General features: G+C 66.6%; 21 protein-coding genes. 10 read left to right on the forward strand and 11 right to left on the reverse strand.

The window, feature by feature from the left end:
* Positions 1-109: 109 nt before the first annotated feature.
* The 3 genes from cobT to E5162_RS10300 all read left to right on the forward strand — a co-directional run bounded on the left by cobT (position 110) and on the right by E5162_RS10300 (position 4,105).
* The gene (gene cobT, locus E5162_RS10290) at positions 110-2,050 is read left to right on the forward strand and encodes a cobaltochelatase subunit CobT (protein ID WP_135945179.1); all 1,941 of its coding nucleotides are present in this window, start codon (positions 110-112) and stop codon (positions 2,048-2,050) included.
* 3 nt (positions 2,051-2,053) lie between these two features.
* A complete protein-coding gene (locus tag E5162_RS10295; protein ID WP_135945180.1) occupies positions 2,054-3,046 on the forward strand; it encodes an esterase-like activity of phytase family protein in 993 nt (330 codons plus the stop codon).
* An 87-nt stretch (positions 3,047-3,133) separates the two neighbouring features.
* The gene (locus E5162_RS10300; protein WP_135945181.1) at positions 3,134-4,105 is read left to right on the forward strand and encodes a DMT family transporter; all 972 of its coding nucleotides are present in this window, start codon (positions 3,134-3,136) and stop codon (positions 4,103-4,105) included.
* On the opposite strand, the gene E5162_RS10305 is transcribed toward E5162_RS10300, so the two are convergent.
* Entirely contained in the window at positions 4,086-4,709 is a 624-nt protein-coding gene (locus E5162_RS10305; RefSeq protein WP_135945182.1) for a TetR/AcrR family transcriptional regulator, read from the reverse strand. The two genes, E5162_RS10300 and E5162_RS10305, sit on opposite strands and share 20 nt — an antisense overlap.
* A gap of 196 nt (positions 4,710-4,905) precedes the next feature.
* On the opposite strand from E5162_RS10305, the gene E5162_RS10310 reads away from it, so the two are divergent.
* Together E5162_RS10310 and E5162_RS10315 are read left to right on the forward strand one after the other, a co-directional pair.
* Complete coding sequence (locus E5162_RS10310; protein ID WP_135945183.1) at positions 4,906-5,112, forward strand: twin transmembrane helix small protein; 207 nt, start codon at positions 4,906-4,908, stop codon at positions 5,110-5,112.
* 114 nt (positions 5,113-5,226) lie between these two features.
* On the forward strand, positions 5,227-5,808 hold the full coding sequence (locus tag E5162_RS10315) for a cob(I)yrinic acid a,c-diamide adenosyltransferase (protein ID WP_135945184.1): 582 nt from the start codon (positions 5,227-5,229) through the stop codon (positions 5,806-5,808).
* Here E5162_RS10315 and ybgC read toward each other — a convergent pair.
* From ybgC to ruvC, 5 genes are all read right to left on the reverse strand, one after another.
* Positions 5,805-6,257 (reverse strand): tol-pal system-associated acyl-CoA thioesterase, encoded by a 453-nt coding sequence (gene ybgC / locus E5162_RS10320; protein WP_135945185.1) that lies wholly within the window; start codon positions 6,255-6,257, stop codon positions 5,805-5,807. The two genes, E5162_RS10315 and ybgC, sit on opposite strands and share 4 nt — an antisense overlap.
* Before the next feature lie 17 nt (positions 6,258-6,274).
* Positions 6,275-7,528, reverse strand: coding sequence for an SAM-dependent methyltransferase (locus E5162_RS10325; RefSeq protein ID WP_135945186.1), 1,254 nt, complete (start codon positions 7,526-7,528; stop codon positions 6,275-6,277).
* 118 nt (positions 7,529-7,646) lie between these two features.
* A complete protein-coding gene (gene ruvB / locus E5162_RS10330) occupies positions 7,647-8,684 on the reverse strand; it encodes a Holliday junction branch migration DNA helicase RuvB (protein ID WP_135945187.1) in 1,038 nt (345 codons plus the stop codon).
* Positions 8,681-9,334: a Holliday junction branch migration protein RuvA gene (ruvA, locus tag E5162_RS10335; protein WP_135945188.1), complete on the reverse strand. Its 654-nt coding sequence runs from the start codon at positions 9,332-9,334 to the stop codon at positions 8,681-8,683. Before ruvA ends, ruvB begins: the two co-directional genes overlap by 4 nt.
* Positions 9,331-9,816: a crossover junction endodeoxyribonuclease RuvC gene (ruvC, locus tag E5162_RS10340; RefSeq protein WP_174235008.1), complete on the reverse strand. Its 486-nt coding sequence runs from the start codon at positions 9,814-9,816 to the stop codon at positions 9,331-9,333. Before ruvC ends, ruvA begins: the two co-directional genes overlap by 4 nt.
* 261 nt (positions 9,817-10,077) lie before the next feature.
* Between ruvC and E5162_RS10345 the strand changes: the two genes are divergently transcribed.
* Together E5162_RS10345 and E5162_RS10350 are read left to right on the forward strand one after the other, a co-directional pair.
* The gene (locus E5162_RS10345; RefSeq protein WP_135945190.1) at positions 10,078-10,854 is read left to right on the forward strand and encodes a hypothetical protein; all 777 of its coding nucleotides are present in this window, start codon (positions 10,078-10,080) and stop codon (positions 10,852-10,854) included.
* 46 nt (positions 10,855-10,900) lie between these two features.
* Complete coding sequence (locus E5162_RS10350; RefSeq protein ID WP_135945191.1) at positions 10,901-11,614, forward strand: hypothetical protein; 714 nt, start codon at positions 10,901-10,903, stop codon at positions 11,612-11,614.
* Positions 11,615-11,701: 87 nt separating this feature from the next.
* Here the strand turns inward: E5162_RS10350 and tkt are convergent, their stop codons facing one another.
* From tkt to E5162_RS10375, 5 genes are all read right to left on the reverse strand, one after another.
* The gene (tkt, locus tag E5162_RS10355; protein ID WP_135945192.1) at positions 11,702-13,690 is read right to left on the reverse strand and encodes a transketolase; all 1,989 of its coding nucleotides are present in this window, start codon (positions 13,688-13,690) and stop codon (positions 11,702-11,704) included.
* 62 nt (positions 13,691-13,752) lie between these two features.
* Positions 13,753-15,303 (reverse strand): glucose-6-phosphate isomerase, encoded by a 1,551-nt coding sequence (pgi, locus tag E5162_RS10360; protein ID WP_135945193.1) that lies wholly within the window; start codon positions 15,301-15,303, stop codon positions 13,753-13,755.
* Positions 15,304-15,418: 115 nt separating this feature from the next.
* The gene (locus tag E5162_RS10365; protein WP_158291277.1) at positions 15,419-16,228 is read right to left on the reverse strand and encodes an aldo/keto reductase; all 810 of its coding nucleotides are present in this window, start codon (positions 16,226-16,228) and stop codon (positions 15,419-15,421) included.
* A gap of 60 nt (positions 16,229-16,288) precedes the next feature.
* Positions 16,289-16,915 carry a (d)CMP kinase gene (gene cmk / locus E5162_RS10370; protein ID WP_135945195.1) on the reverse strand — a complete coding sequence of 209 codons (627 nt, stop codon included), beginning with the start codon at positions 16,913-16,915 and terminating at the stop codon, positions 16,289-16,291.
* A gap of 27 nt (positions 16,916-16,942) precedes the next feature.
* Positions 16,943-17,713, reverse strand: a complete 771-nt coding sequence (locus tag E5162_RS10375) for a YebC/PmpR family DNA-binding transcriptional regulator (protein ID WP_135945196.1) — start codon at positions 17,711-17,713, stop codon at positions 16,943-16,945.
* Positions 17,714-17,903: 190 nt separating this feature from the next.
* Between E5162_RS10375 and kdsB the strand changes: the two genes are divergently transcribed.
* The 3 genes from kdsB to E5162_RS10390 are packed head-to-tail and all read left to right on the forward strand — an operon-like array spanning position 17,904 to position 20,555.
* On the forward strand, positions 17,904-18,683 hold the full coding sequence (kdsB, locus tag E5162_RS10380; RefSeq protein ID WP_135945197.1) for a 3-deoxy-manno-octulosonate cytidylyltransferase: 780 nt from the start codon (positions 17,904-17,906) through the stop codon (positions 18,681-18,683).
* A gap of 1 nt (position 18,684) precedes the next feature.
* Entirely contained in the window at positions 18,685-19,335 is a 651-nt protein-coding gene (locus E5162_RS10385; protein ID WP_135945198.1) for a histidine phosphatase family protein, read from the forward strand.
* Positions 19,335-20,555, forward strand: a complete 1,221-nt coding sequence (locus tag E5162_RS10390; RefSeq protein WP_135945199.1) for an O-antigen ligase family protein — start codon at positions 19,335-19,337, stop codon at positions 20,553-20,555. Before E5162_RS10385 ends, E5162_RS10390 begins: the two co-directional genes overlap by 1 nt.
* Positions 20,556-20,578: the final 23 nt, after the last annotated feature.

Consider the following 20,578-nt stretch of genomic DNA (forward strand, 5'->3'; position numbering starts at 1 on the left):
ACGCGGAGGCAAACTTAGTCAACTTGACTAAGTAGCATATCCCCTGCCCCGCCGCCAGTTTTCACATTGCGGGTTCGCAAGACGCCTGAGCGAGGCTATCTCTCTTTTCATGACCGATAAAAGCGACACAGAGACCTTCCAGCGCGCCCTGAGCGCGGCCACGCGCGCCATGTCCCGCGATCGCGAGCTGGAAGTGCGCTTTGGCGGCGACCGGTCGGGCCTGGTCAACGGGCGTGCGGTTCTGCCCTCCGTGCCCGAGGCGCTGGACGAGAAGAGCGCGGCCAAGCTGCGCGGCAAGGCGGATTCCATCGCTTTGCGCCTGGCCCTGCACGATGGCGAGGACCATGCCGCGGCCCTGCCCCCCGGCGCCAAGGGCCGGCAGATTTTCGAAGCCGCCGAGCAGGCAAGGTGCGAAGGACTTGGCGCGCGCGCCATGCGCGGCGTGGCCGAGAATCTGGACGCCTCGCTGACCGAGACCTGCACGCGCGAAGGCTGGCATATCGCCGAGGACCGGCAGAGCGCGCCGCTGGCCGATGCGCTATCGATGCTGGTGCGCGAACGTATTTCCGGACGCCCGGCGCCCGAAGCGGCCAAGGGGCTGATGAAGGTCTGGCGCGAGGACCTCGAAGAGGCGGCCGGTGACGCGCTCGATGCGCTGGCCGAAAACGCCGGCGATCAGAAGCAGTTTGCCCGCGCCCTGCGTCAGGTGATCCGCGATCTCGACCTGTCCGAAGAGCTCGGAGAGGAATCCGAGGAAGACGAGGACCAGCCTGAAGACGACGATTCCGGGGTCGAGCAGGAGCCTCAGTCCGGCGAGGACGAAGGCGATAACGAGCCCGATACCGGCGAGGACGACTCGCCGGAAGATGCGCGCGGCTCGGCGGCCGACACCGAGGACATCTCCTTTGCCGAGGAGAGCCAGACCAAGGTCGATGCCAACGAGGAGCAAAGCGAGTCGGTCCAGGCGGCCCGGCCCAACTGGGTCAATCCGACCGGCGAGGATCCGAACGCCTACAAGGTCTTCACCACCCAGTACGACGAGACCATCACCGCCACCGATCTGTGCGACACCGAGGAGCTGTCGCGCCTGCGCCGCAATCTGGACCAGCATCTCAAAGGCCTGGAAAGCGCCGTCGGGCGGCTCGCCAACCGGCTGCAGCGCCGCCTCATGGCCAAGCAGCAGCGCGCCTGGAGTTTCGATCTGGAGGAAGGCGTGCTCGATCCGGCCCGCCTGCCGCGCGTCATCATGGACCCGATGCTGCCCCTCTCCTTCAAGCAGGAGAAGGATACCGAGTTCCGCGATACGATCGTCACCTTGCTGATCGACAATTCCGGCTCGATGCGGGGCCGGCCCATCCTCGTGGCGGCCGCATGCGCGGACATCATGGCGCGCACGCTGGAGCGTGTCGGCGTGAAGACCGAGATTCTCGGCTTCACGACGCGGGCCTGGAAGGGCGGCCGCTCCAAGGAGCGCTGGCTGGAAGCAGGCAAGCCGCCCAATCCGGGCCGGCTCAACGATCTGCGCCACATCATCTACAAAGGCGCCGATGCGCCGTGGCGCCGGTCGCGCAACAATCTCGGGCTTATGCTGCGCGATGGGCTCCTGAAGGAGAACATCGACGGCGAGGCGTTACTGTGGGCCCACAAGCGCCTCCTGGCCCGTCCCGAGCAGCGCCGGATCATGATGGTGATCTCCGACGGGGCGCCGGTCGACGATGGCACCCAGTCCGCCAACTCCCCCGCCTATCTTGAAAAGCATTTGCGCGAGGTCATCGAACAGATCGAGACCCGCTCCGAGGTCGAGCTTCTCGCCATCGGAATTGGGCACGATGTCACACGCTATTATCGAAAGGCAGTTACACTGCTGGACGTGGAGCAGCTGGCCGGCGCGATGACCGATCAGCTCGCTGCATTGTTCGAGGACGGTCCGCGCGGGCGCCGGGCGCGCCGCGCACAGGCCGATCCGCGCAAGCCGGCGCGGCCTGCCCCGGGCGGCGCGGACAGGCTGTCGGCGCTGAAACGGGCCGTCAGTGCAGATTTGAAGAGGTAGCCGATGAAACGCCTGATCCTGACCCTCGCCGCCGTCCTTCTCGCCTCAGGCTGCAATCAGGATCCCGGGCCCCTCACGGTTTCCACGGATAGCGTCCCGCTTTTCCCCGACGACCCCGGCCGGCGCAATCTGGACCAGCTGACCTATCAGGGCGGGATCGAGATCAGCTCCGAAACACCCGGCTTTGGCGGGTGGTCGGCCATCGAGATCAGTCCGGACGGCGAGCGTCTGCTGGCCATCTCCGATGGCGGCGCCTGGCTGACCGCCACGCTCGAATACAACCGGAACGGACATCTGGACGGGCTGAGCCACCCGCGCATGGCCCCGCTGCGCGATGCGCGCGGCGAGCCGCTCGAAGGCCCGGCCGGAGACGCGGAAGGCCTCGCGCCCCTGGGCGGCGGGCGCTACGCGGTCAGCTTCGAGCGCGACCACCGGATCCAGGTTTACGATATCGGCGAGGACTGGAGCGGCATCGACGCGGCCCTGCCCGAGCCCTACACCGCCCCGCCCGGTCTGAATCGCCTGCGCGACAATGGCGGGATCGAGGCGCTGGCGCCGGCCGAAAACGGCTTGTGGGCCGGCATCGAGCATCCTGCCGTCGACGGGCAGCCGCATACGATCTGGCATCTGGGCGACGGCGACGCCGTCCCACACAGCATGCATCTGAGCGACGGGTTTGGCCTGACCGCGCTGGCGCGCGCAGCACCGGGCGAACTGATCGCCGTGGAGCGGTACTGGTCGAGAAGCACCGGCAACCGGATTCGCCTGACCCGGATCGCCGATTCCGCGCTGGAGGCCAGCGCCGCCGGGGGACCGGGCCTGGGACCGGACCTGCTCGGCGAGCTCGATACGAGCATGACCGTGGACAATTTCGAAGGCGCGGCCATCGCCGAGGTAAACGGCGAGCCGCATCTCTTCCTGATTTCGGACGATAATTTCAATGCCGAGCAGCGCACTTTGCTGCTGAGCTTCTCTTTGCGTTCCGGCGACGGCTAGGCGATTTCAAGACGAGGATTGCACCCGGTTCGTCCCGGTGCCAGAAGGACTTAACTGCAGGCATCCCGGTCAGCAGAGGTCCGCCCCATGTCGCCCGATCATCAGACACCCGATGTCCCGACGTCTCTGGAAACGGCAGCCGCTGGCGCGGGGCAATCCGGCGACGCGCGCTCCCTTGTGACCGGAACGGTCGTCCTGGCCATTGCCGCGTCGCTGCTGGGTTTCGCGCCCATCCTGGTCAAACTGTCCGATCTCGGTCCGCAGCCCATCGCCTTCTGGCGCCTGGCGCTGGCCCTGCCCGCTTTCGCGGTGTGGCTGGCGCTGGCCAATCTGCGCCCGGTCCGCGCCGCTGCGGGCCGGCCGAACTATGTCGCGCTGGGACTGGCCGGTCTGTTCTTCGCCGGCGACCTGGCCTTCTGGCATGCCGGCATCAAGCTGACGACAGCGGCCAATGCCGCCCTTCTGTCCAACCTGACCCCGGTTATCGTCGCGATTGCTGCCTGGGTGCTGTTCGGTGAGCGCATTTCGCTGCGCCTGGCCCTGGCCGGGCTGGTCGCCATGGCCGGGGCGGTCCTGCTGGCCGCTGCCAATATCCGCATTGCGCCCGAACGCCTTGTCGGCGACCTGCTCTCGGCCATCACGGCGCTGTGGTATGCGAGCTATCTTCTATCTGTCCAGCGAGCCCGCAGGACGACATCGACCGTGCTGGTGATGATCGTCTCGACAGCGCTGGCCGCAATCATCTCGCTCGCGGTCACGCTGGTTCTGGGCGACACGCTCTTCCCGGCCACGCTGGCCGGCTGGCTGCCGCTGATCGGACTGGGGATCGTGGTCCATGCCGGCGGACAGGGCGGCGTCGCCTTCGGCCTCGGCCGGGTGCCCGCGGCGCTGGCTGCCCTGATCCTGCTGATCCAGCCGATCGTGGCCGCCATCGCGGGCTGGCTCATCTTCGGTGAGATACTGGTCTTCAGCCAATGGATCGGCGCCGGCCTGGTTCTGGCCGGGGTCTACAGCGCCCAGCGCATACGGACGGCGAAGATCAGGCGAGGCAGCCCTTGAGCAGGACATTGACGCGGCGGCGCAGCAGCGCCCCGGCCCCGCTCATGTCGATTTCCTCACGCCGGATCCGGCGGAATGCACCGAGATAGACCTCCTGGAGGGCGGCGCAGACTTCGTGCACATCGCTGTCGGCGGCCAGTTCGCCCGCTTCCTTGCCCTGCTCCAGGATGCGAACGACCGGAGCCCACGCCAGATTCATCTGGTCGAAGGTCTCTTCATAGACCGGATCACTCCACAGCCAGGAATGGCCGATTGCGGCGGAGAAGAGCTCGCTGTGCTGGCTTTGCGCCTCGAGCATTGCCTGCAAAAGGGCCACGAGCCGATCGGGCACATCGCCGGAGAGCGCTTGCTCCAACCGGTCGAGCGTGTCGCGAATCGTCTCGTATTCTTCCTGGAGTATCTGGATGAGAAGCGCAGCCTTGGACGGCGCAGCATTGAGAACGGTACCTGGAGAGACGCTGGCTTCGTCGGCGATGAGTTTGATGGTGGCGCCGTCGTAACCGCGCTGCAGGAAGACCTCGCGCGCGGCTTCGATAACCGTCGCCTTCGTGGCTTCGCGCCGCATGTCTCGCCGCGTCATGCGTTTCACTCTCGGATCGCTCATCGATTCCCGTACCCGTTTCCTCGCGACTGTGTCTGAATCACACAGGCCTGCTGAAAGTTCCCGAAACTTCAGCTTTCAATTCCATACGCGCTTAAGTGCCCGCCTCCAATGCCACTAATTTCGATAGCTCGCATCAAAAAAATCTATCTGATAAGGAAGATTGCCTGCCTGAGTCTCCCACCCTAGATGGACCTCCATGATACAGATCGTCGATTGGCTACTCTATGTCGGGTTGGGGCTGGTTTTCCTGATCCTGTGTGCCGGCATCTTTGCCCTGTTCAAAGGCGGCCAGTTCGGCCGCACATGGTCGAACCGGCTGATGCGCGCGCGCGTGCTGGTTCAGTTTGTCGCTATCCTGCTCATTCTCGCGGGCTTCTGGCTTCGCGGAGCCCTCGCCGGGTAGCAGTATTTGCTCAAAGCCCTTAACGAGACCTGACAGTAAAGTGTGTCGCCCGGCCTGGCAACAGGGTTAACAATAGGCAACTCTATTTAGCCTCCTGCAAATGAAGGGCTCGACATGGTGCGCCTGACGAGAATCTACACCAAGACCGGCGATGCCGGACGGACCCGGCTCGGCGACATGAGCGAGGCGGACAAGCACGATCCGCGCGTCGAAGCCTATGGCACGGTCGACGAGGCCAATGCCTCGATCGGGCTCGCGATCTGCGCCCTGACAGGGGATGACGCGCTTCGCCCCACGCTGCTCAAGGTTCAGAACGAGCTGTTCGACCTGGGCGCCGACCTGTGCGTCCCCGACCGCGGCCAGACGCTGGAGTGGGAGCCGCTGCGCATACTGGACAGTCAGGTCGAGGCGATGGAGCGCGATATCGACACGCTCAACGCCCGGCTGGAGCCGCTCGACAGCTTCATCCTGCCCGGCGGCAGCGAAGCCTCAGCCCGCCTCCATGCGGCGCGCACGATCACCCGGCGTGCCGAACGCCGCGTGGTGGCCCTGGCCTCGACGGGCGAACCGGTCAATCCAGCGGTCATCCGCTATCTCAACCGCCTGTCCGATCTGCTCTTTGTCACAGCGCGCATCGCCAACAAGGACGGGCGGGACGATGTGAAATGGGTGCCGGGCCAGAGCCGCGAGGGCTAGAACGGCCCCGCCAGCCTGGCAAAGGCATCGCGCACTGCAGCAGGCAGGCGGCGCGGGCGGCCGTCCGCGTCGATGCAGGCCGCTTCGACCTCGGCCGTGACGAGCACCTCGCCGTCTCTCAGAATGCGCTGGGCCAACGTCATCCGGGCCCCGCGCGCCTGAATAAAGCGCGTTTCCACGCCGAGCGCATCGTCGATGCGGGCCGGAACGAGATATTCCACCTGGATCTTGCGCACGGCGAAACCCAGACGCGGCTCGGCCTGCCACAGATCGTTGTGGCTGACCCCGGCGGTGCGAAGCGCATCGGTGCGCCCACGCTCCAGGAATTTCAGATAATTGGCGTAATAGACGACCCCGGTGAAGTCGGTGTCTTCGTAATAGACCCGCACAGGCAGCAGGTGGATGCCGCCGGTCCAGCGTCCGGCTTCGGGGGTTTGCATATCGCTCATGACGACGCCGCGTAGCGCTATTCGGCCGGCTGCTCCACCCTGGCCTTGCTCATCGTCTGGTCGAGCGGGTGCGCGTTCTCGAAATTGTGGATGTAATCGCGCGTCAGCGGGACGGCAGCGTGCGTCTTGGCGAGCTGGACCTGGAACACCATCATGTCGCCCTCGCGGAAGCTTGTTTCCGAACCGGCAAGATAGAAATTCCACATACGGCAGAACCGCTCGTCATAGAGCTCGGCGACCTCGTCCCAGTGCGCCAGGAAGCGTTCGCGCCAGTGGCGCAGCGTCTCGGCATAGTGGACGCGCAGCACCTCCAAGTCGGTCACGATCAGCCCGGCCTTCTCGATCACCGGCAGCACTTCGGACAGGGCCGGGACGTAACCGCCGGGGAAGATGTATTTGGCCAGCCACGGATTGGTGAATCCCGGCGGGCTCGACCGGCCGATGGAGTGGATGACGGCGACGCCGTCCTCCCTGAGGAGCCGGGCGACCTTGGCGAAATATTCTTCATAGTGGCCCACCCCGACATGCTCGAACATGCCGACCGAGACGATGCGGTCATACTGCTCCTCCACATCGCGGTAGTCGCGCAGATGAAAGCGCGCCTGACGGTCGAGCTTCTCGCGCCGGGCCCATTCGCTGGCCCAGGCGTGTTGTTCCTGGGACAGCGTCACGCCGTCCACGCGCTGCGCGCCCAGACGCACCAGATGCATGGCCAGGCTGCCCCAGCCGCAGCCGATATCGAGGATGCGCGCATTCGGCTCCAGCCTCAACTTGGCGGCGAGATGGCGGGCCTTGGCCGCCTGTGCCTCTTCCAGAGTGTCGACGCCTTCGGGAAAATACGCACATGAATAGAAGCGGTCGCGATCGAGGAAGCGCTGATAGAGTTCACTCGACAGATCGTAGTGGTGGGCCACGTTGTCGCGCGCCTTGCCGATCGGGTTGTGCTGGGCAATGCGCCGCGTGACGAAGCGCCAGCGATTGGTCAGATCGTGCAGAACAGACCCGTCGAGATGTTTCATGTTGGAAATCAGTAGGCGGAGCACATCGATGATGTCGCAGCCCTCCGGCTCCACCGAACCGTCCATATAGCATTCGCCCAGCGCCAGCTGCGGGTTGAAGGCGACGCGGCGTTCGGCTTTCGCGGTGTGGAAGCGGAGCGCGGCGTGCGGTCCCTCGCGCGCACCCTCGATAACATGACTGTGGCCCCGCGCATCGATCAGTGTCAACCGGCCTTCACGGATTACCTGGCGGGCAAGTCTGGCCAAAAGCATAGGCGCGCTCCTCCTGATGTCCGAAGGAGCAACGCGGGGATGGCGGCATTGGTTCGGGTTGGCCCGCGCGCTCCGGCTTACAAGGCGAAGTCTAGCATAGCCCAGGTTGCAGCGCGATTCACTTCGGGCCGGAAAAAAGGTCTTCCGCCACGCTGCGCGGCGGCTCCAGCCCGAGATGGGACCAGGCGCGCGGGGCGGCGATACGTCCGCGCGGCGTGCGCTGGATGAAGCCCTGCTGGATCAGGAAGGGCTCGACCACCTCCTCCAGCGCGTCCCGCGCTTCGGCGCAGGCGGCCGCCAGCGTCTCCACCCCGGCCGGCCCGCCGGCAAAGCCCTCGATCAGGACGCGCAGATAGCGCCGGTCCAGACTGTCGAGCCCGACCTCGTCGACCTCGAGCCGGCGCAGCGCCGCATCGGCCGCCTTGCGGTCAATGAGGGCGGTGCCATCGGACTCGGCAAAATCACGCACCCGCCGGAGCAGACGCCCGGCCACGCGCGGCGTGCCGCGCGCGCGGCGCGCAATCTCGCGCGCCCCGTCCTCGTTCATCGCCGCGCCCAGCTTTTTTGCGCCACGCGTCACGATGCTCGCGAGCTCGGCCTCGTCGTAGAATTCCAGGCGCACCGGCACGCCGAACCGGTCGCGCAATGGCGTTGCCAGAAGACCGGCCCGCGTGGTGGCCCCGACCAGGGTGAAGGGCGGAAGGTCGATGCGGACCGTGCGCGCGCTCGGCCCTTCGCCAATGACCAGATCGAGGCAGAAATCTTCCATCGCCGGATAGAGGATTTCCTCCACATTGGGCAGGAGGCGGTGAATCTCGTCGATGAAGAGCACGTCGCGCTCTTCCAGATTGGTCAGGATGGCCGCGAGATCGCCGGCCTTGGCAATCACCGGGCCGGATGTGGCGCGGAAATTCACGCCGAGTTCGCGCGCGACGATCTGGGCCAGCGTCGTCTTGCCGAGCCCGGGCGGGCCCGACAGGAGCACGTGATCCAGCGCCTCGCCGCGGGCAGCGGCGGCGGCCACGAAGACTTTCAGATTCGCGATCGCGGCCGGCTGGCCGACAAACTCGTCGAAGGAGAGAGGGCGCAAGGCCTTGTCGCGCCCGTCCCCGGCCGAAGGCTCGGGGGAGACGATGCGGTCGGTTTCCTCACTCACCGGGCCAGCTCCTTCAGCGCGGTTCGGATCAGGGCGGCTTCATCGGCGTCCGCGCCCAATGCGCGCGACGCGCTGGCCGCCGCCTGGCGGGCCTGACTTTCAGGGTAACCCAGATTGATCAGCGCCGAGATCGCGCCTTCGCGCGCCGCGTTCGGCGCGGAAGCCGGTTCGGCGGGCGCACCTGGGCTGGCGGTTGCGCCCTTCTGTCCTAGCGCAGCCGACAGCGTCTGGCCGGCCAGGCGGCGCCCGGCAGGGGGCGCCTTGTCCTTCAGTTCGGCGGCGATGCGTTGCGCCAGCTTGGGGCCCACCCCCTTGGCGCGCGCAAAGGTCGAGGCATCCCCCAGCGCCGCGGCGCTTTCAAGATCGCCAGGCTCGATCGCATCGAGCATGGCCAGGGCGTGCTTGGCGCCGACCCCCTGGACCGATTGAAGCCGGACGAACCAGGCGCGCTCGCTGTCGGCCAGAAAGCCGTAGAGCCGGAAAATGTCTTCGCGCACATAGGTCTCGATGTGCAGCACGGTCCGCGTGCCCGGTTCCAGCCTGGCCAGCGTGCGAGTCCCGGCCGTCACCAGATAGCCCACGCCGCCGACGTCGAGGACGAGTTCGTCGTCCCCGATGGCATCCACGGTTCCGGTCAGTTTTCCGATCATCGGGCGAGCCTTGTCATGCTGGTGCGGTGATTGGCGTGGCAGATCGCGATGGCCAGCGCATCGGCGGCGTCGGCCTCGGCCTTCGTGCCGGGCAGGAGAATGGCAATCATGGCGGCGATCTGCCCCTTGTCCGCCGCGCCGGTCCCGACCACCGCCTTCTTGATCAGACGCGGGGCATATTCGGCCACGGACAGGCCGGCCCGGGCCGGCGCGAGAATGGCTGCTGCCCGCGCCTGTCCAAGTTTCAGCGCCGATCCCGGATTGACGTGGACGAACTGGTCTTCCACCGCCGCCTCGCCCGGCGCGTACTCGGCGATCAAGGCCTCGATCGCGTCGTGGATGAAGCACAGGCGTTGCGACATGGCGGCGCGGGGCGGCGCCTTGATGACACCCCAGCCGACCGCGGAGACGCGCGACCCCGTCTGGTCGATAACGCCCCATCCCGTCGCGTTCAGGCCGGGATCGATACCCAGAATGCGAATCGCCGTGCTCATGGAGGCGAACATAGCCTGAACCTGGCGCCAGTGCGCCCCCTGTCTGGCCGCACGACTGCGAAGTTCTCAGTCCCGCCCGGCCTTCCCGGCGTTGAAACCGGGCCCGCTCCGGGGCCCGCCCCGCACGCAGGAGTCGAGCGAAGCCGAAACCTTTCCCGCTCCGACCGCATTTACCTAGTCGAGACACTTGAAATGCGGAAGGCCGCTACCGGCCGGCCGTTGTCCCTCTCGCAATGAAAGGACACCTCCATGATGCGCACCCAGATTCTCACCACCACCGCCATATCCGCCCTCCTGCTGGGAGCTTGCGGCGACCAAGACGGTGCCGGTTATGAGGAGGTCCAACCGGGCGACCAGGCGGCGACGGAGAGCTTGACCGACACGCAAGCCGAGAGCCCGACGGACATCGAAATCGATCCGGCCGAATCCGGCACGCAGCAGCAGGACGCTGATGGCACGATGGCCGGCGAAACTGCGGCCACGGATACCGGAACCGACATAGGGATGGGATCGGACCCGGGAACGGCCACCCAGACGACGGATGTCGAGGTCCAGACGAGCATAAGCGGATTCTACGGATCCGCGCTGCTGCTCGATTTCACCCAGGGCGTCGGTGTGCCGCCGGCCGCTGTGCCCGACACCCTGACTTGGGAAGCAGGCAACAACGCCGCCGTGCTGTCCGGTGAACCGGCAGAGGCGCCGACGTCCAATGCCATGACCGACGGGGTCGCGTTCGAAGTGCCGCGCGAGACCGCCTCCTCCCTGGCGGGCAGGACGGTGGAAGTCGCCATCATCGCAAGCGCAGACACCATGACCGAATTCGACGTGGCCTACAGTACGAATGACGGCGCGGACTCAGGGTGGCGCAGCTTCGAGGCGAGAGAGATCCCTCAAACCTTCACCTTCGAATACAACGTGCCGAACGGCGAACTGGAGAGCGCTCACTATATCGGGCTGCTTCCCGCCGGAGACGGCCCGGTCATGATCCATGCCATCGCGGTGCGGGCTTACGGCGCAGCGCAATAGAGCGATCGAGAAACAAGCCGCCTTCCTGGCGGCGAAAGGACACAGAATGATGCGCACCCAGATTCTTACCACGACCGCTATGTCGGCCCTGCTGCTGGCCGCCTGCGGTGAACAGAATGGCGCCGGCTACGAGGAGCTCGAGCCCGGCGACCAGACCGAAACCGAGACCCTGACCCAGGACGACGCCACGACCGGCAATCCACGCATGGAGGACGAGTCCGGTATGGAAACCGGGCCGGGCGGCATGGACGGCGACGCCGCAACCATGAACGCCGGAATGGACGCCGAAGGCGGTGCGAATATCAGCCGCTTCTACGACGCGCCCTTCCTGCTGGACTATACCCAGGACCGCGGCGCGCAGCCGCTCGAGATACCCGATGGCTTGAGCTGGGAAGCGGGCGACGAGTCCTACATTCTTTCGGGTGAATTGCCGGAAGAACCTGACTCCAGCGGCATGACGGGCGGCGCGGCGTTCGAGATCCCGACCAACCAGGCCGCCAGCTTTGCCGGCCAGAGTGTCGAGGTCGTGGTGGTTGCCAGCGCCGAGAGCGCGGCCGGCTTCAACGTCGCCTACAGCACCAACGAAGGACAGGATTCCGGCTGGCACAGCTTTGAAGCCGGCCAGGAGCCTGAAGCCTTCATGTTCGAATATTCCGTCCCGGCAAACGAAACCGGCAGCGGCGACTATATCGGAGTGGTTCCCACGGGCGGCGAGGCGGTGAATATCCACGCCATTGCCGTGCGACACGTCAACGGCTAGCGGCACAGCAATTGCCGGTCAGAACAGAGGCGCTTTCATCGACTGCGGGTCGGGAAAGCGCCTCTTTCGTATCGTCTGGACAACCGATCAGACGCGCTTGAGCGCTTCGTCGACGACGGCCTCGGCCGTAATGTTGAAGTGCTCGTAAAGCGCCTCGGCCGGCGCGGACGCGCCGAATCCAGCCATGCCCACGAAGCCGCCATCCGGCCCGATGAGGCCATCCCAGCCCCAGCGGACCGCCGCCTCGACCGCGACCTTGGGCAGATCGGCGGGTACGACGCTCTCGCGATATTTCCTGTCCTGGCGCAGGAAACGCTCCAGGCAAGGCATGGACACGACGCGCGCCTTCACGCCCTTGCCCGCAAGCGTTTCGTACGCCTCAAGCGCAAGGCCGACTTCCGAACCGGTGGCGATCAGAACAAGCTGCGCCTCGCCCTCTTCCGGCTCGCGCAGGACATAGCCGCCGCGTGCACTGAGATTTTCCGAGGCATCATCCTGGCGCGCATGAACCAGCTTCTGACGCGAGAGTGCCAGCGTCGTCGGCCCGTCGGTACGCTCCAGCGCGCAGGCCCAGGCCTCGGCGGTTTCGACCGCATCGCAGGGGCGGAAGGTTTCTACGTTGGGCATGGCGCGAAGCGCGGACAGATGCTCGACCGGCTGGTGGGTCGGGCCGTCCTCGCCCAGACCAATGGAATCGTGGGTAAAGACGTAGACGACCGGCTGGTTCATGAGCCCCGACAGGCGGATTGCCGGACGGCAATAATCGGAGAAGATCAGGAAAGTGCCGCCATAGGGCCGGATGCCGCCATGAAGGCTCATCCCGTTCATCGCGGCCGCCATGGCGTGCTCGCGGATGCCGTAATGGATATAGCTCCCCGAGAAGTCCTCGGCCGAAACCGGCGTCTGGGATTTCGCCTTGGTCAGGTTCGACCCGGTCAGGTCGGCCGATCCGCCGACGAGGCCGGGATAGGCCTCGCAGATTGCGGCAATCGTGTTGCCGGAGGCGGCCCGGCTGGCGAGGACCGGTTTTTCCTCCGCCATCTGGCGGGCATACGCCTCCAGCGCGTCGCGCGCGGAGTCCGGCAGCTTGCCGGAGATCTGCGCGTTGAACGCCTCGCGTTCGTCGGAGACCTGCAGCCGGTCGCGCCATTCGGAGCGCATCTCGGCGGAGGCCTGGCACATCGTGCGCCAGTTCGTCGTGACCTCCTCGGGAATCTCGAACGGCTCGTGGCTCCAGCCAATCGCCTCGCGCGTTGCGGCAATCTCGTCATCGCCCAGCGGAGCGCCGTGGGTGGCAGCCGTGCCCTGCTTGTTCGGCGAGCCCGAGCCGATGACGGTACGGCAGGCAATCAGGACCGGCTTGTCGCTGACCTTGGCCTTGATAATGGCCTCGTCCACCGCATTCATGTCATGTCCGTCCACGGCGATCGTCGTCCAGCCGGCAGCCTCGAACCGGGCACGATGATCGACCGAATCGGCGAGCCCGGTAGAGCCATCGATGGAGATCTCGTTGTCGTCCCAGAACACGACGAGCTTGGACAGCTTCAGGTGACCGGCCAGGGATATGGCCTCGTGGCTGATGCCTTCCTGCAAGTCGCCGTCCGATGCGATGACCCAGGTGCGGTGATCGACCAGCGTGTCGCCATAGCGCGCATTCAGGAGACGTTCGGCCAGCGCCATGCCGACGGCGGTCGAAATGCCCTGACCCAGAGGACCGGTCGTGGTTTCAACGCCCGGGCAGTGGCCGTATTCGGGATGACCCGCCGTCTTGGAGTCCATCTGACGGAAATTCTTCAGGTCCTCGATCGTGACCTCTTTCACGCCCGCCAGGTGCAGCAGGGAATAGATCAGCATCGAGCCATGGCCCGCCGACAGGACGAAGCGGTCGCGATCGGGCCAGTTCACGTCGGCCGGATCGAATTTGAGATGGCGCGACCAGAGCACCGTGGCGACATCGGCCATGCCCATCGGCATGCCGGGGTGACCGGAATTGGCGCGTTGAACCGCGTCCATGGACAGGGCGCGGATCGCATTGGCCATCGGCTTGAGAGTGGCGAGGTCGAGCTTGGAGGTCATGTCGGGTTTTCCTGGGCGGCAGGGCGCGAACAGCCTGGGCGAGGCCTGTCGCGCTGGTAGCATCAATCCCGGCGCGGTGACAGGCCGAGACGGTCGATCAGATCGCGGGTGGCGGGGTCGAGAACGCTGACATCGCCGATCGCAATATCGCGTGCAAGCTGCTTGCCCAGCTCGACGCCCCACTGGTCGTAGGGGTTGAGCCGGTAGAGCGTGGCTTCGACGAATACCTTGTGTTCGTGCAGCGCGATGAGCGCGCCGAGCGTCTGCGGTGTGAGCGCGTCGAGCAGAAGCGTGGAGCTGACCCGTCCACCGGCCATCGCCTTGTGTGCGGCCAGTTCGCCCGTCCCGTCCTGGCCCTGCATCAGGGCCGCGCCCTGGGCGAGCAGGTTGGCGGTGAGGGCCTGGGCGCGCGGATCCTCACTTTGCGCGAGCGATTTGAGCGCGATGAAATCGACCGGGGCATCGTCCACGCCTTGATGCAGCCACTGGAAGAAGGAGTGCTGCACATCGCTGCCCCGTCCGCCCCAGACCAGTTGTCCGCCCCGGTCAGCCGCCAGCGGGCGGCCTTCGCGGGTCACCGATTTTCCAAGACTTTCCATTTCCAGCTGCTGGAGATAGGCCGGCAGGCGTTCGAGCCGGGAGGAATAGGCGGCGACACAGCGCGAGAGGCGCTTCAGCCCGGCCCGGTTCCAGACATCGATCAGAGCCTTGACCACGGGCAGATTGGACTCCGGCGGCGCGTCGTAGAAATGGTCGTCCATTGAGCGGGCACCGGCGAGAAACGCCTCGAACGCCTCGGGGCCGAGCGCGATCTCCAGCGCGAGGCCGGCGGCCGACCAGACCGAGTAGCGTCCGCCCACCCCGTCCTCGAACGGAAAGATCTGGGCCGGGTCGATGCCGAAGGCGCGCGCCTTGTCCGGTGCGGCGGTGGCCGCGCAGAAGCGGATATTCGCGCCCTCCTCGCCCACCTGGGACACGAGCCAGGTGCGGGCGGCCTGCGCATTCATCAAGGTTTCCTGCGTGGTGAAGGATTTGGAGACGACGCAGAACAGCGTGGTTTGCGGGTCCGCGCCCTCCAGTGCATCGTCGAGATCGGCCGGGTCGAGATTGGAGACGAAGCGCGCCTCCATCCCCGCGCGGCGATAAGCCTTCAGCGCATCATAGACAAAGCGCGGGCCGAGATCGGACCCGCCAATCCCGATATTCACCACGCGCCGCACCGGATGACCGGCCAGCACGTCTCGCTCCCCGGCCCGCATTGCAAATCGGGAGGTCGCCTCGCGTGCGGCGCGGATACGCCCGGCAAGGTCGCCATCTGTCAGCCGGTCCGGATTGCGCAGGCCGGGATGGAGGGCAGGCCGGTGCTCGGTTTCGTTGACGATGCCACCCGAGAACAGGGCCGACCGGCGCTCGGCCAGATCACTGCCTGCGGCCATATCCAGAAGCGCGGACCAGGCGGACGCGTCGAGGCGTTGCTTGCGGGCGTCCAGCATGAGGCCGGCGCCCTCCACGACGAGCGAGGCATCGCGTTCGCGATCGCGTCCCACAAGTTCCGCGAGGCTGGTCTCGCCGAGGCGGCGGGCGTGAGGATCAAGCGCGGAAAAGTCGGTCATGAGGGCACTCTGGGATAAGGGGGCAGGACGGTCTGCCCCTTCGCTTTAGCTTTCCTTGGCGGCCTCGCCAACCGGCAGAGCAGGCAGACGCCGCGAGAACCGGCCCCGTCCGTGCTCACGCGCGGGACAGGGCGAGATTGTCGGCCAGGTGATCGAGCCGCGTGGTGGTCATCAGCGCGATATCGACATGAGGATGATCGAGCGCGTGGCGCAGCCCTTCGGCGACGGGTACGCGGAGCCGCGATGGTGCGCCGGGCACGGCGAGCGCGCGGAGCGATCTTGCCAGCCGGTAGAGATCGGTCACTCGCCGGGGCGGCGTTACTGGACTGCGGCCGGGGCCCGACGTCTCGATCGCGAAGACGGCGCACCCCGCCGACCGGGCCCGGACCAGCCGCGCCTTCATGGCATCGTCCATGAAGGGGTGCACCGGGCACATGATCGCGCGTGCACCCGCGTCCAGCGCGGCATCGAGCTCGGGGCCGCGCCCGGCCGCGCCGAGACGGACAAACGCCCCGGCTGCGCGCAGATCGTCGAGCCGACGGCGCAGGTCCGGCGTCCACTCCTGCACCGCGGCGCCGTGCAGGAACAGCGTATCGACCCCGTCCACGCCGAGACGCAACAGGCTGGCGCGGAGCGACGCCTCAATAGCGTCGGGCGTGAAGTCGCGCTGCCTGCGGGCCAGACCCCGGCTGAGGATGCCGGCCTTGGTGGAGAGGTGAAGCGCATCGCGCGGCAGATCGCGCAGGGCGAGGCCGAGCCGGCGTTCGGCCTCGCCTGCCCCGTAGGCCGGCGCGGTATCGAAATGGGCAAGCCCGCCTTCGAAGGCCGCATGGACCAGGGCACAGACCTTGTCCGCGCCGATGAGCGGGGTGCCGAGTGCGCCGGAAACGCCGAAGCCGAGCCGGGTGGGAAGGGGGTCGGTCATGGCGCCAAGGCTAGCGCGCGCCGGAATGGGCGCAATGTCCATATCCGGGGCCGGCGGGCCTCACCGGTTTGCGGCATGCTGCGCGATATGGATCGCCGCGCGCACGGCCTCGTCGATGGACATGTCGCTGGTATCGAGCTCGACCGCATCGGCCGCCTTGGCCATCGGCGCGCTGGACCGGGCCGCGTCGCGGCTGTCACGGGCGCGCAATTGCACCAGAACCTGATCGTAGCTGATCGACTCGCCGCGATGGGTCAGCTCGGCGTGGCGCCGCCAGGCTCGCGATTCCTCATCGGCGGTGACGAAGAGCTTCAGATCGGCATGCGGCGCGATGACCGTGCCGATGTCGCGCCCGTCCAGCACCGCGCCGCCGGGCTGGGCCGCGAACTCCTGCTGCAGGCGCAGCAGCGCTTCACGCACCTCAGGATGCGCGGAGACCACTGAAGCGGCCATGCCTGCGCCGGCGCTGCGGATCTTGCGCTCGTTGATCGCAGCCGGATCGAGCGCGCGCGCGCGCTCGGCGGCACGGCCCGCGTCGCGCGGGTCCTCACCGGCTTCCAGCATTTCCACCGCGACCGCCCGGTAGAGCGTTCCGGTATCCATGTGCGGAAGGTTGAAATGGACCGCCAGGGCCCGGGCAATCGTGCCCTTGCCCGAGGCCAGCGGCCCGTCCACGGCGATCAGCATGGCAGATCTGTCCCCCGGCTCCGCGCGCTACGAGGCGAGCTGGGCCATGTCCTCGTCGGAAATATCGAAATTGGCGTAGACGTCCTGCACGTCGTCCAGATCGTCCAGCGTCTCCATAAGCTTCATCAAGGTCGCCACCTTGTCGCCCTCGACCGGGGTCAGGGTCTGCGGCTTCCAGATGATCTTGACCGATCTGGCTTCGCCGAAGCGGGCTTCCAGACCTTCGGCCACCTCGGCCAGATCGTCGCGCGCGCAGAAGACGACATGTTCGCCTTCGTCCTCGTCGTCCTCACCGCCCTCTTCCTGAACGACATCCTCGGCGCCGGCCTCGATGGCGGCCTCGAGCATGGCTTCTTCATCGGCAACCGACAGCGGGAAACGGATTTCACCGACCTGATCGAACATGAAGGAGACCGAGCCGGTCTCGCCCAGATTGCCGCCATTCTTGGAGAAGGCGCTGCGAACCTCGGAGGCTGCGCGATTCTTGTTGTCGGTCGAGGCTTCCACGATCACGCCGACACCGCCGGGGCCAAAGCCCTCGTAGCGGATCTCGAAATATTCCTCGACGTCGCCGCCCTGACCCTTCTTGATCGCGCGCTCGATATTGTCCTTGGGCATGGACTGGCCCTTGGCGTTGGCCACGGCCAGACGCAGGCGCGGATTCATGTCCGGATCGGGACCGCTAATCTTCGAGGCAATCGTGATTTCTTTCGAGAGCTTGGAGAACAGCTTGCCGCGTGCCTTGTCCTGGCGTCCCTTGCGGTGCTGAATATTGGCCCATTTAGAGTGGCCGGCCATCTCGATCCTCCTTGACCTTTACCCGGGAAGCGCGACACGCACACCGCGTCCGGGCGATACGAAGCAGGCGTTCTATCCCATCAGGCGCTGTGGCGAAAGACGCCCTTGTCTCTTCCGTCCTGCGCCGGAGCATGCCAGACATGCAGCCTTGTCCTGAACCCTTTTCAGCTGTGTTTGCCTGTCCTGATCCATGACCGTAATCGCCATCATCCCGGCCCGCTTCGGCTCGACCCGCTTTCCCGGAAAGCCGCTCCACGACATTGCCGGCGTGGCGATGGTCGAACGCGTCCGGCGGCTGGCCGCAGCGGCGCCGAGCGTCGACCGGGTCCTGGTTGCAACCGACGACGACCAGATCGTGCGCGCGGTCGAGGCCGCCGGCGGTGAGGCCGTCATGACGCCGACCGAATGCCGCAATGGCACCGAGCGCGTCCATGCGGCCGCCAAGGGGTTCGCACGGCCGGACGACGTGATCTTGAACCTTCAGGGCGACGCGCCCCTGACCCCGCCCTGGGTGATCGACGCCGCGGCCGCCGCGATGACGGCCGAGCCCGGGCTGGCCATGGCGACACCGGCCGTGAAGCTGGAGCCTGATGCCTACGAAAAGATGAGCGCGGCCAAGGCCGCCGGAGAGGTTGGCGGGACAACCGTCGTCTTCGACCGGAAGATGAATGCGCTGTACTTTTCCAAGACCATCATTCCCTTCCAGCGCCATCCCGAAGCGGGAACGGCGACCTACAAGCATATCGGGCTGTACGCCTACCGGTTCTCGGCGCTGGAAAGCCTGGTCGCGCTGGAGCCCACGCCGCTGGAATTGGCCGAGAGCCTGGAACAGCTTCGCGCCTTGGAGAACGGAATTCCCATCCGTATCGTGCTCACCGAATATCGCGGACGGACCCCGTGGTCGGTGGATTCCCCGCGCGACGCGGAAATTGCCGCGCAGATCATCGAACGCGAAGGGGAAATCGTCTGAAATGCTGCTGATCCTGGCTCGTCACGGCAACACGTTCGGTCCCGACGACACCCCGGTCTGGGTCGGCGCGAACGAGGACCTGCCCCTGGTCGAGACCGGGCTGGAACAATCGCGCGCGATCGGCCGGGCCATCCGCGATGGCGGGATTACGCTGGACCGCGTCATCGCGGGCCCCTTGAAGCGCACCCGGACCGGCGCGCGCCTGGCCGCTGAAACCTGCGGCTTCACCACCGAGGTGGAGATTGACGACCGGCTGAAGGAAATCGACTACGGCGTCTGGGGCGGCAAGCCGGACAGCGAGATCGAGGAGAGCTGGGGCCGCGACGCGATCGAGAACTGGCGCGAGCGCTCCATCGTGCCGGAAGGCGCGGGCTGGAACCCGTCGCCCGGAACGCTGCGCGAGAACGTGAAAGCCGTCCTCGGGTCGGTGACCGGCGATCTCTCGCCCGACACTGCCGTGCTGATCGTGACCTCCAACGGCATACTGCGCTATTTCCACGAACGCCTCGCTGGCGACGAAGCCGCGTCCGCAGAGGCCAAGGTGAAGACCGGCCATTTGTGCGCGGTCCGCATCGAGCCGGGCAGGATCGACCTGCTGGCCTGGAACCGCGCTCCCGGCGACATCATCCCCATCCTGAAGGACGCGGCATAGTGTTCGCCCGCTTCCTCTGGACCCTGCGGGTCGCGCTTCCGCTCGGAGGCCTGTTTGCCGTGGCGGGAGGGCTCGGCCTGGCCGCGACGGCTGGGCTTGCAACGCTTGTCAGCCTGCCCCCGCGCGCGCTGTACCGGGTGGTTCGCAATCCATCCCCGGCCCTGATCGCAGCAGGTCTGGCGCTTGCCTGGCTGGTCCTCAGCTTCGCCTGGTCGCCCTATGACCGGCCGGACCAGGCCATCAAGCTCGCCCTCCTCACCCCGCTCTTCCTGGCCCTGCCCTTCATTGCGCACAGGGCACCGGAAGAGGTACGCGTGCGCCTGCGTCCCGTGGTGATCGTGTCGGCGATTCTGGCCCTCATCATGATCACGTTCGAAGGACTGGCCGGGGCGCCGGTCACGATCAGCTACAAGATCGGTGTCGAGGGTTATGCCAGCGACCGGCAGGACTTGCTGACGCTGGCCAACCGCATGCTGGGGCGCGGCGCGCTATTTGTCGAAATCCTCGCGATACCGGCGATCATCCTGCTTTGGCGAGCAGGCACGCGGCCGCTCAGAGTGGCCGCCATCGCGATGGGTGTGCTGGCGCTGGTCGCCGCATCGACCTTGGCCACGGACGCCAACCTGGTGAGCGCCCTGATGGCGATCGCGCTCGCCGCATCGGCCTGGCGCTGGCCCGTGCGCACGCTGCAGGCCGGACTGGTCGTCGTCGCGGTGGTGCTGGTGACCGCGCCCTTCCTTTTCGGGGTCTGCCTCCGCCTCGTTCCCGACACGATGCGCGAAAGCCTGCCCTTCAGCTGGGCCTGGCGGGTCGAGATCTGGGACTTCGTCGTCGACCTTATCGGGGAGAAGCCGATCTTCGGCCACGGGCTGGATTCGGCGCGCGCCATCACCGCCACCCAGCCCATGCGCGGCTTCGACGTCGATCTGCTGCCGTTGCACGCCCATAACGCCGCGCTGTCCATCTGGCTGGATACCGGCTTCGCCGGCGCCCTGCTGATCGCCGCGACCCTGGTGCTGACCGCTCGCGAGATCGGCCGGCATGTGCCGGGGCGCGTGCTGTGCATGATGACGGCTGGAATGGTGACCTACTGGCTGGTCAGCGTGATGCTCGGCTTCGGGCTCTGGCAGGAATGGCATCATGGCGCCCTGTCGCTTGCGCTAGCGGCCGCGATGATCGCAGCGCCCGGACCCGGTGTGGCAAAAGACTTGCGTACCTGACGGCTCAGGCGCGCAGAAGACGC

The organism is Marinicauda pacifica, assembly GCF_004793635.1.
Lineage (GTDB): Bacteria > Pseudomonadota > Alphaproteobacteria > Caulobacterales > Maricaulaceae > Marinicauda > Marinicauda pacifica.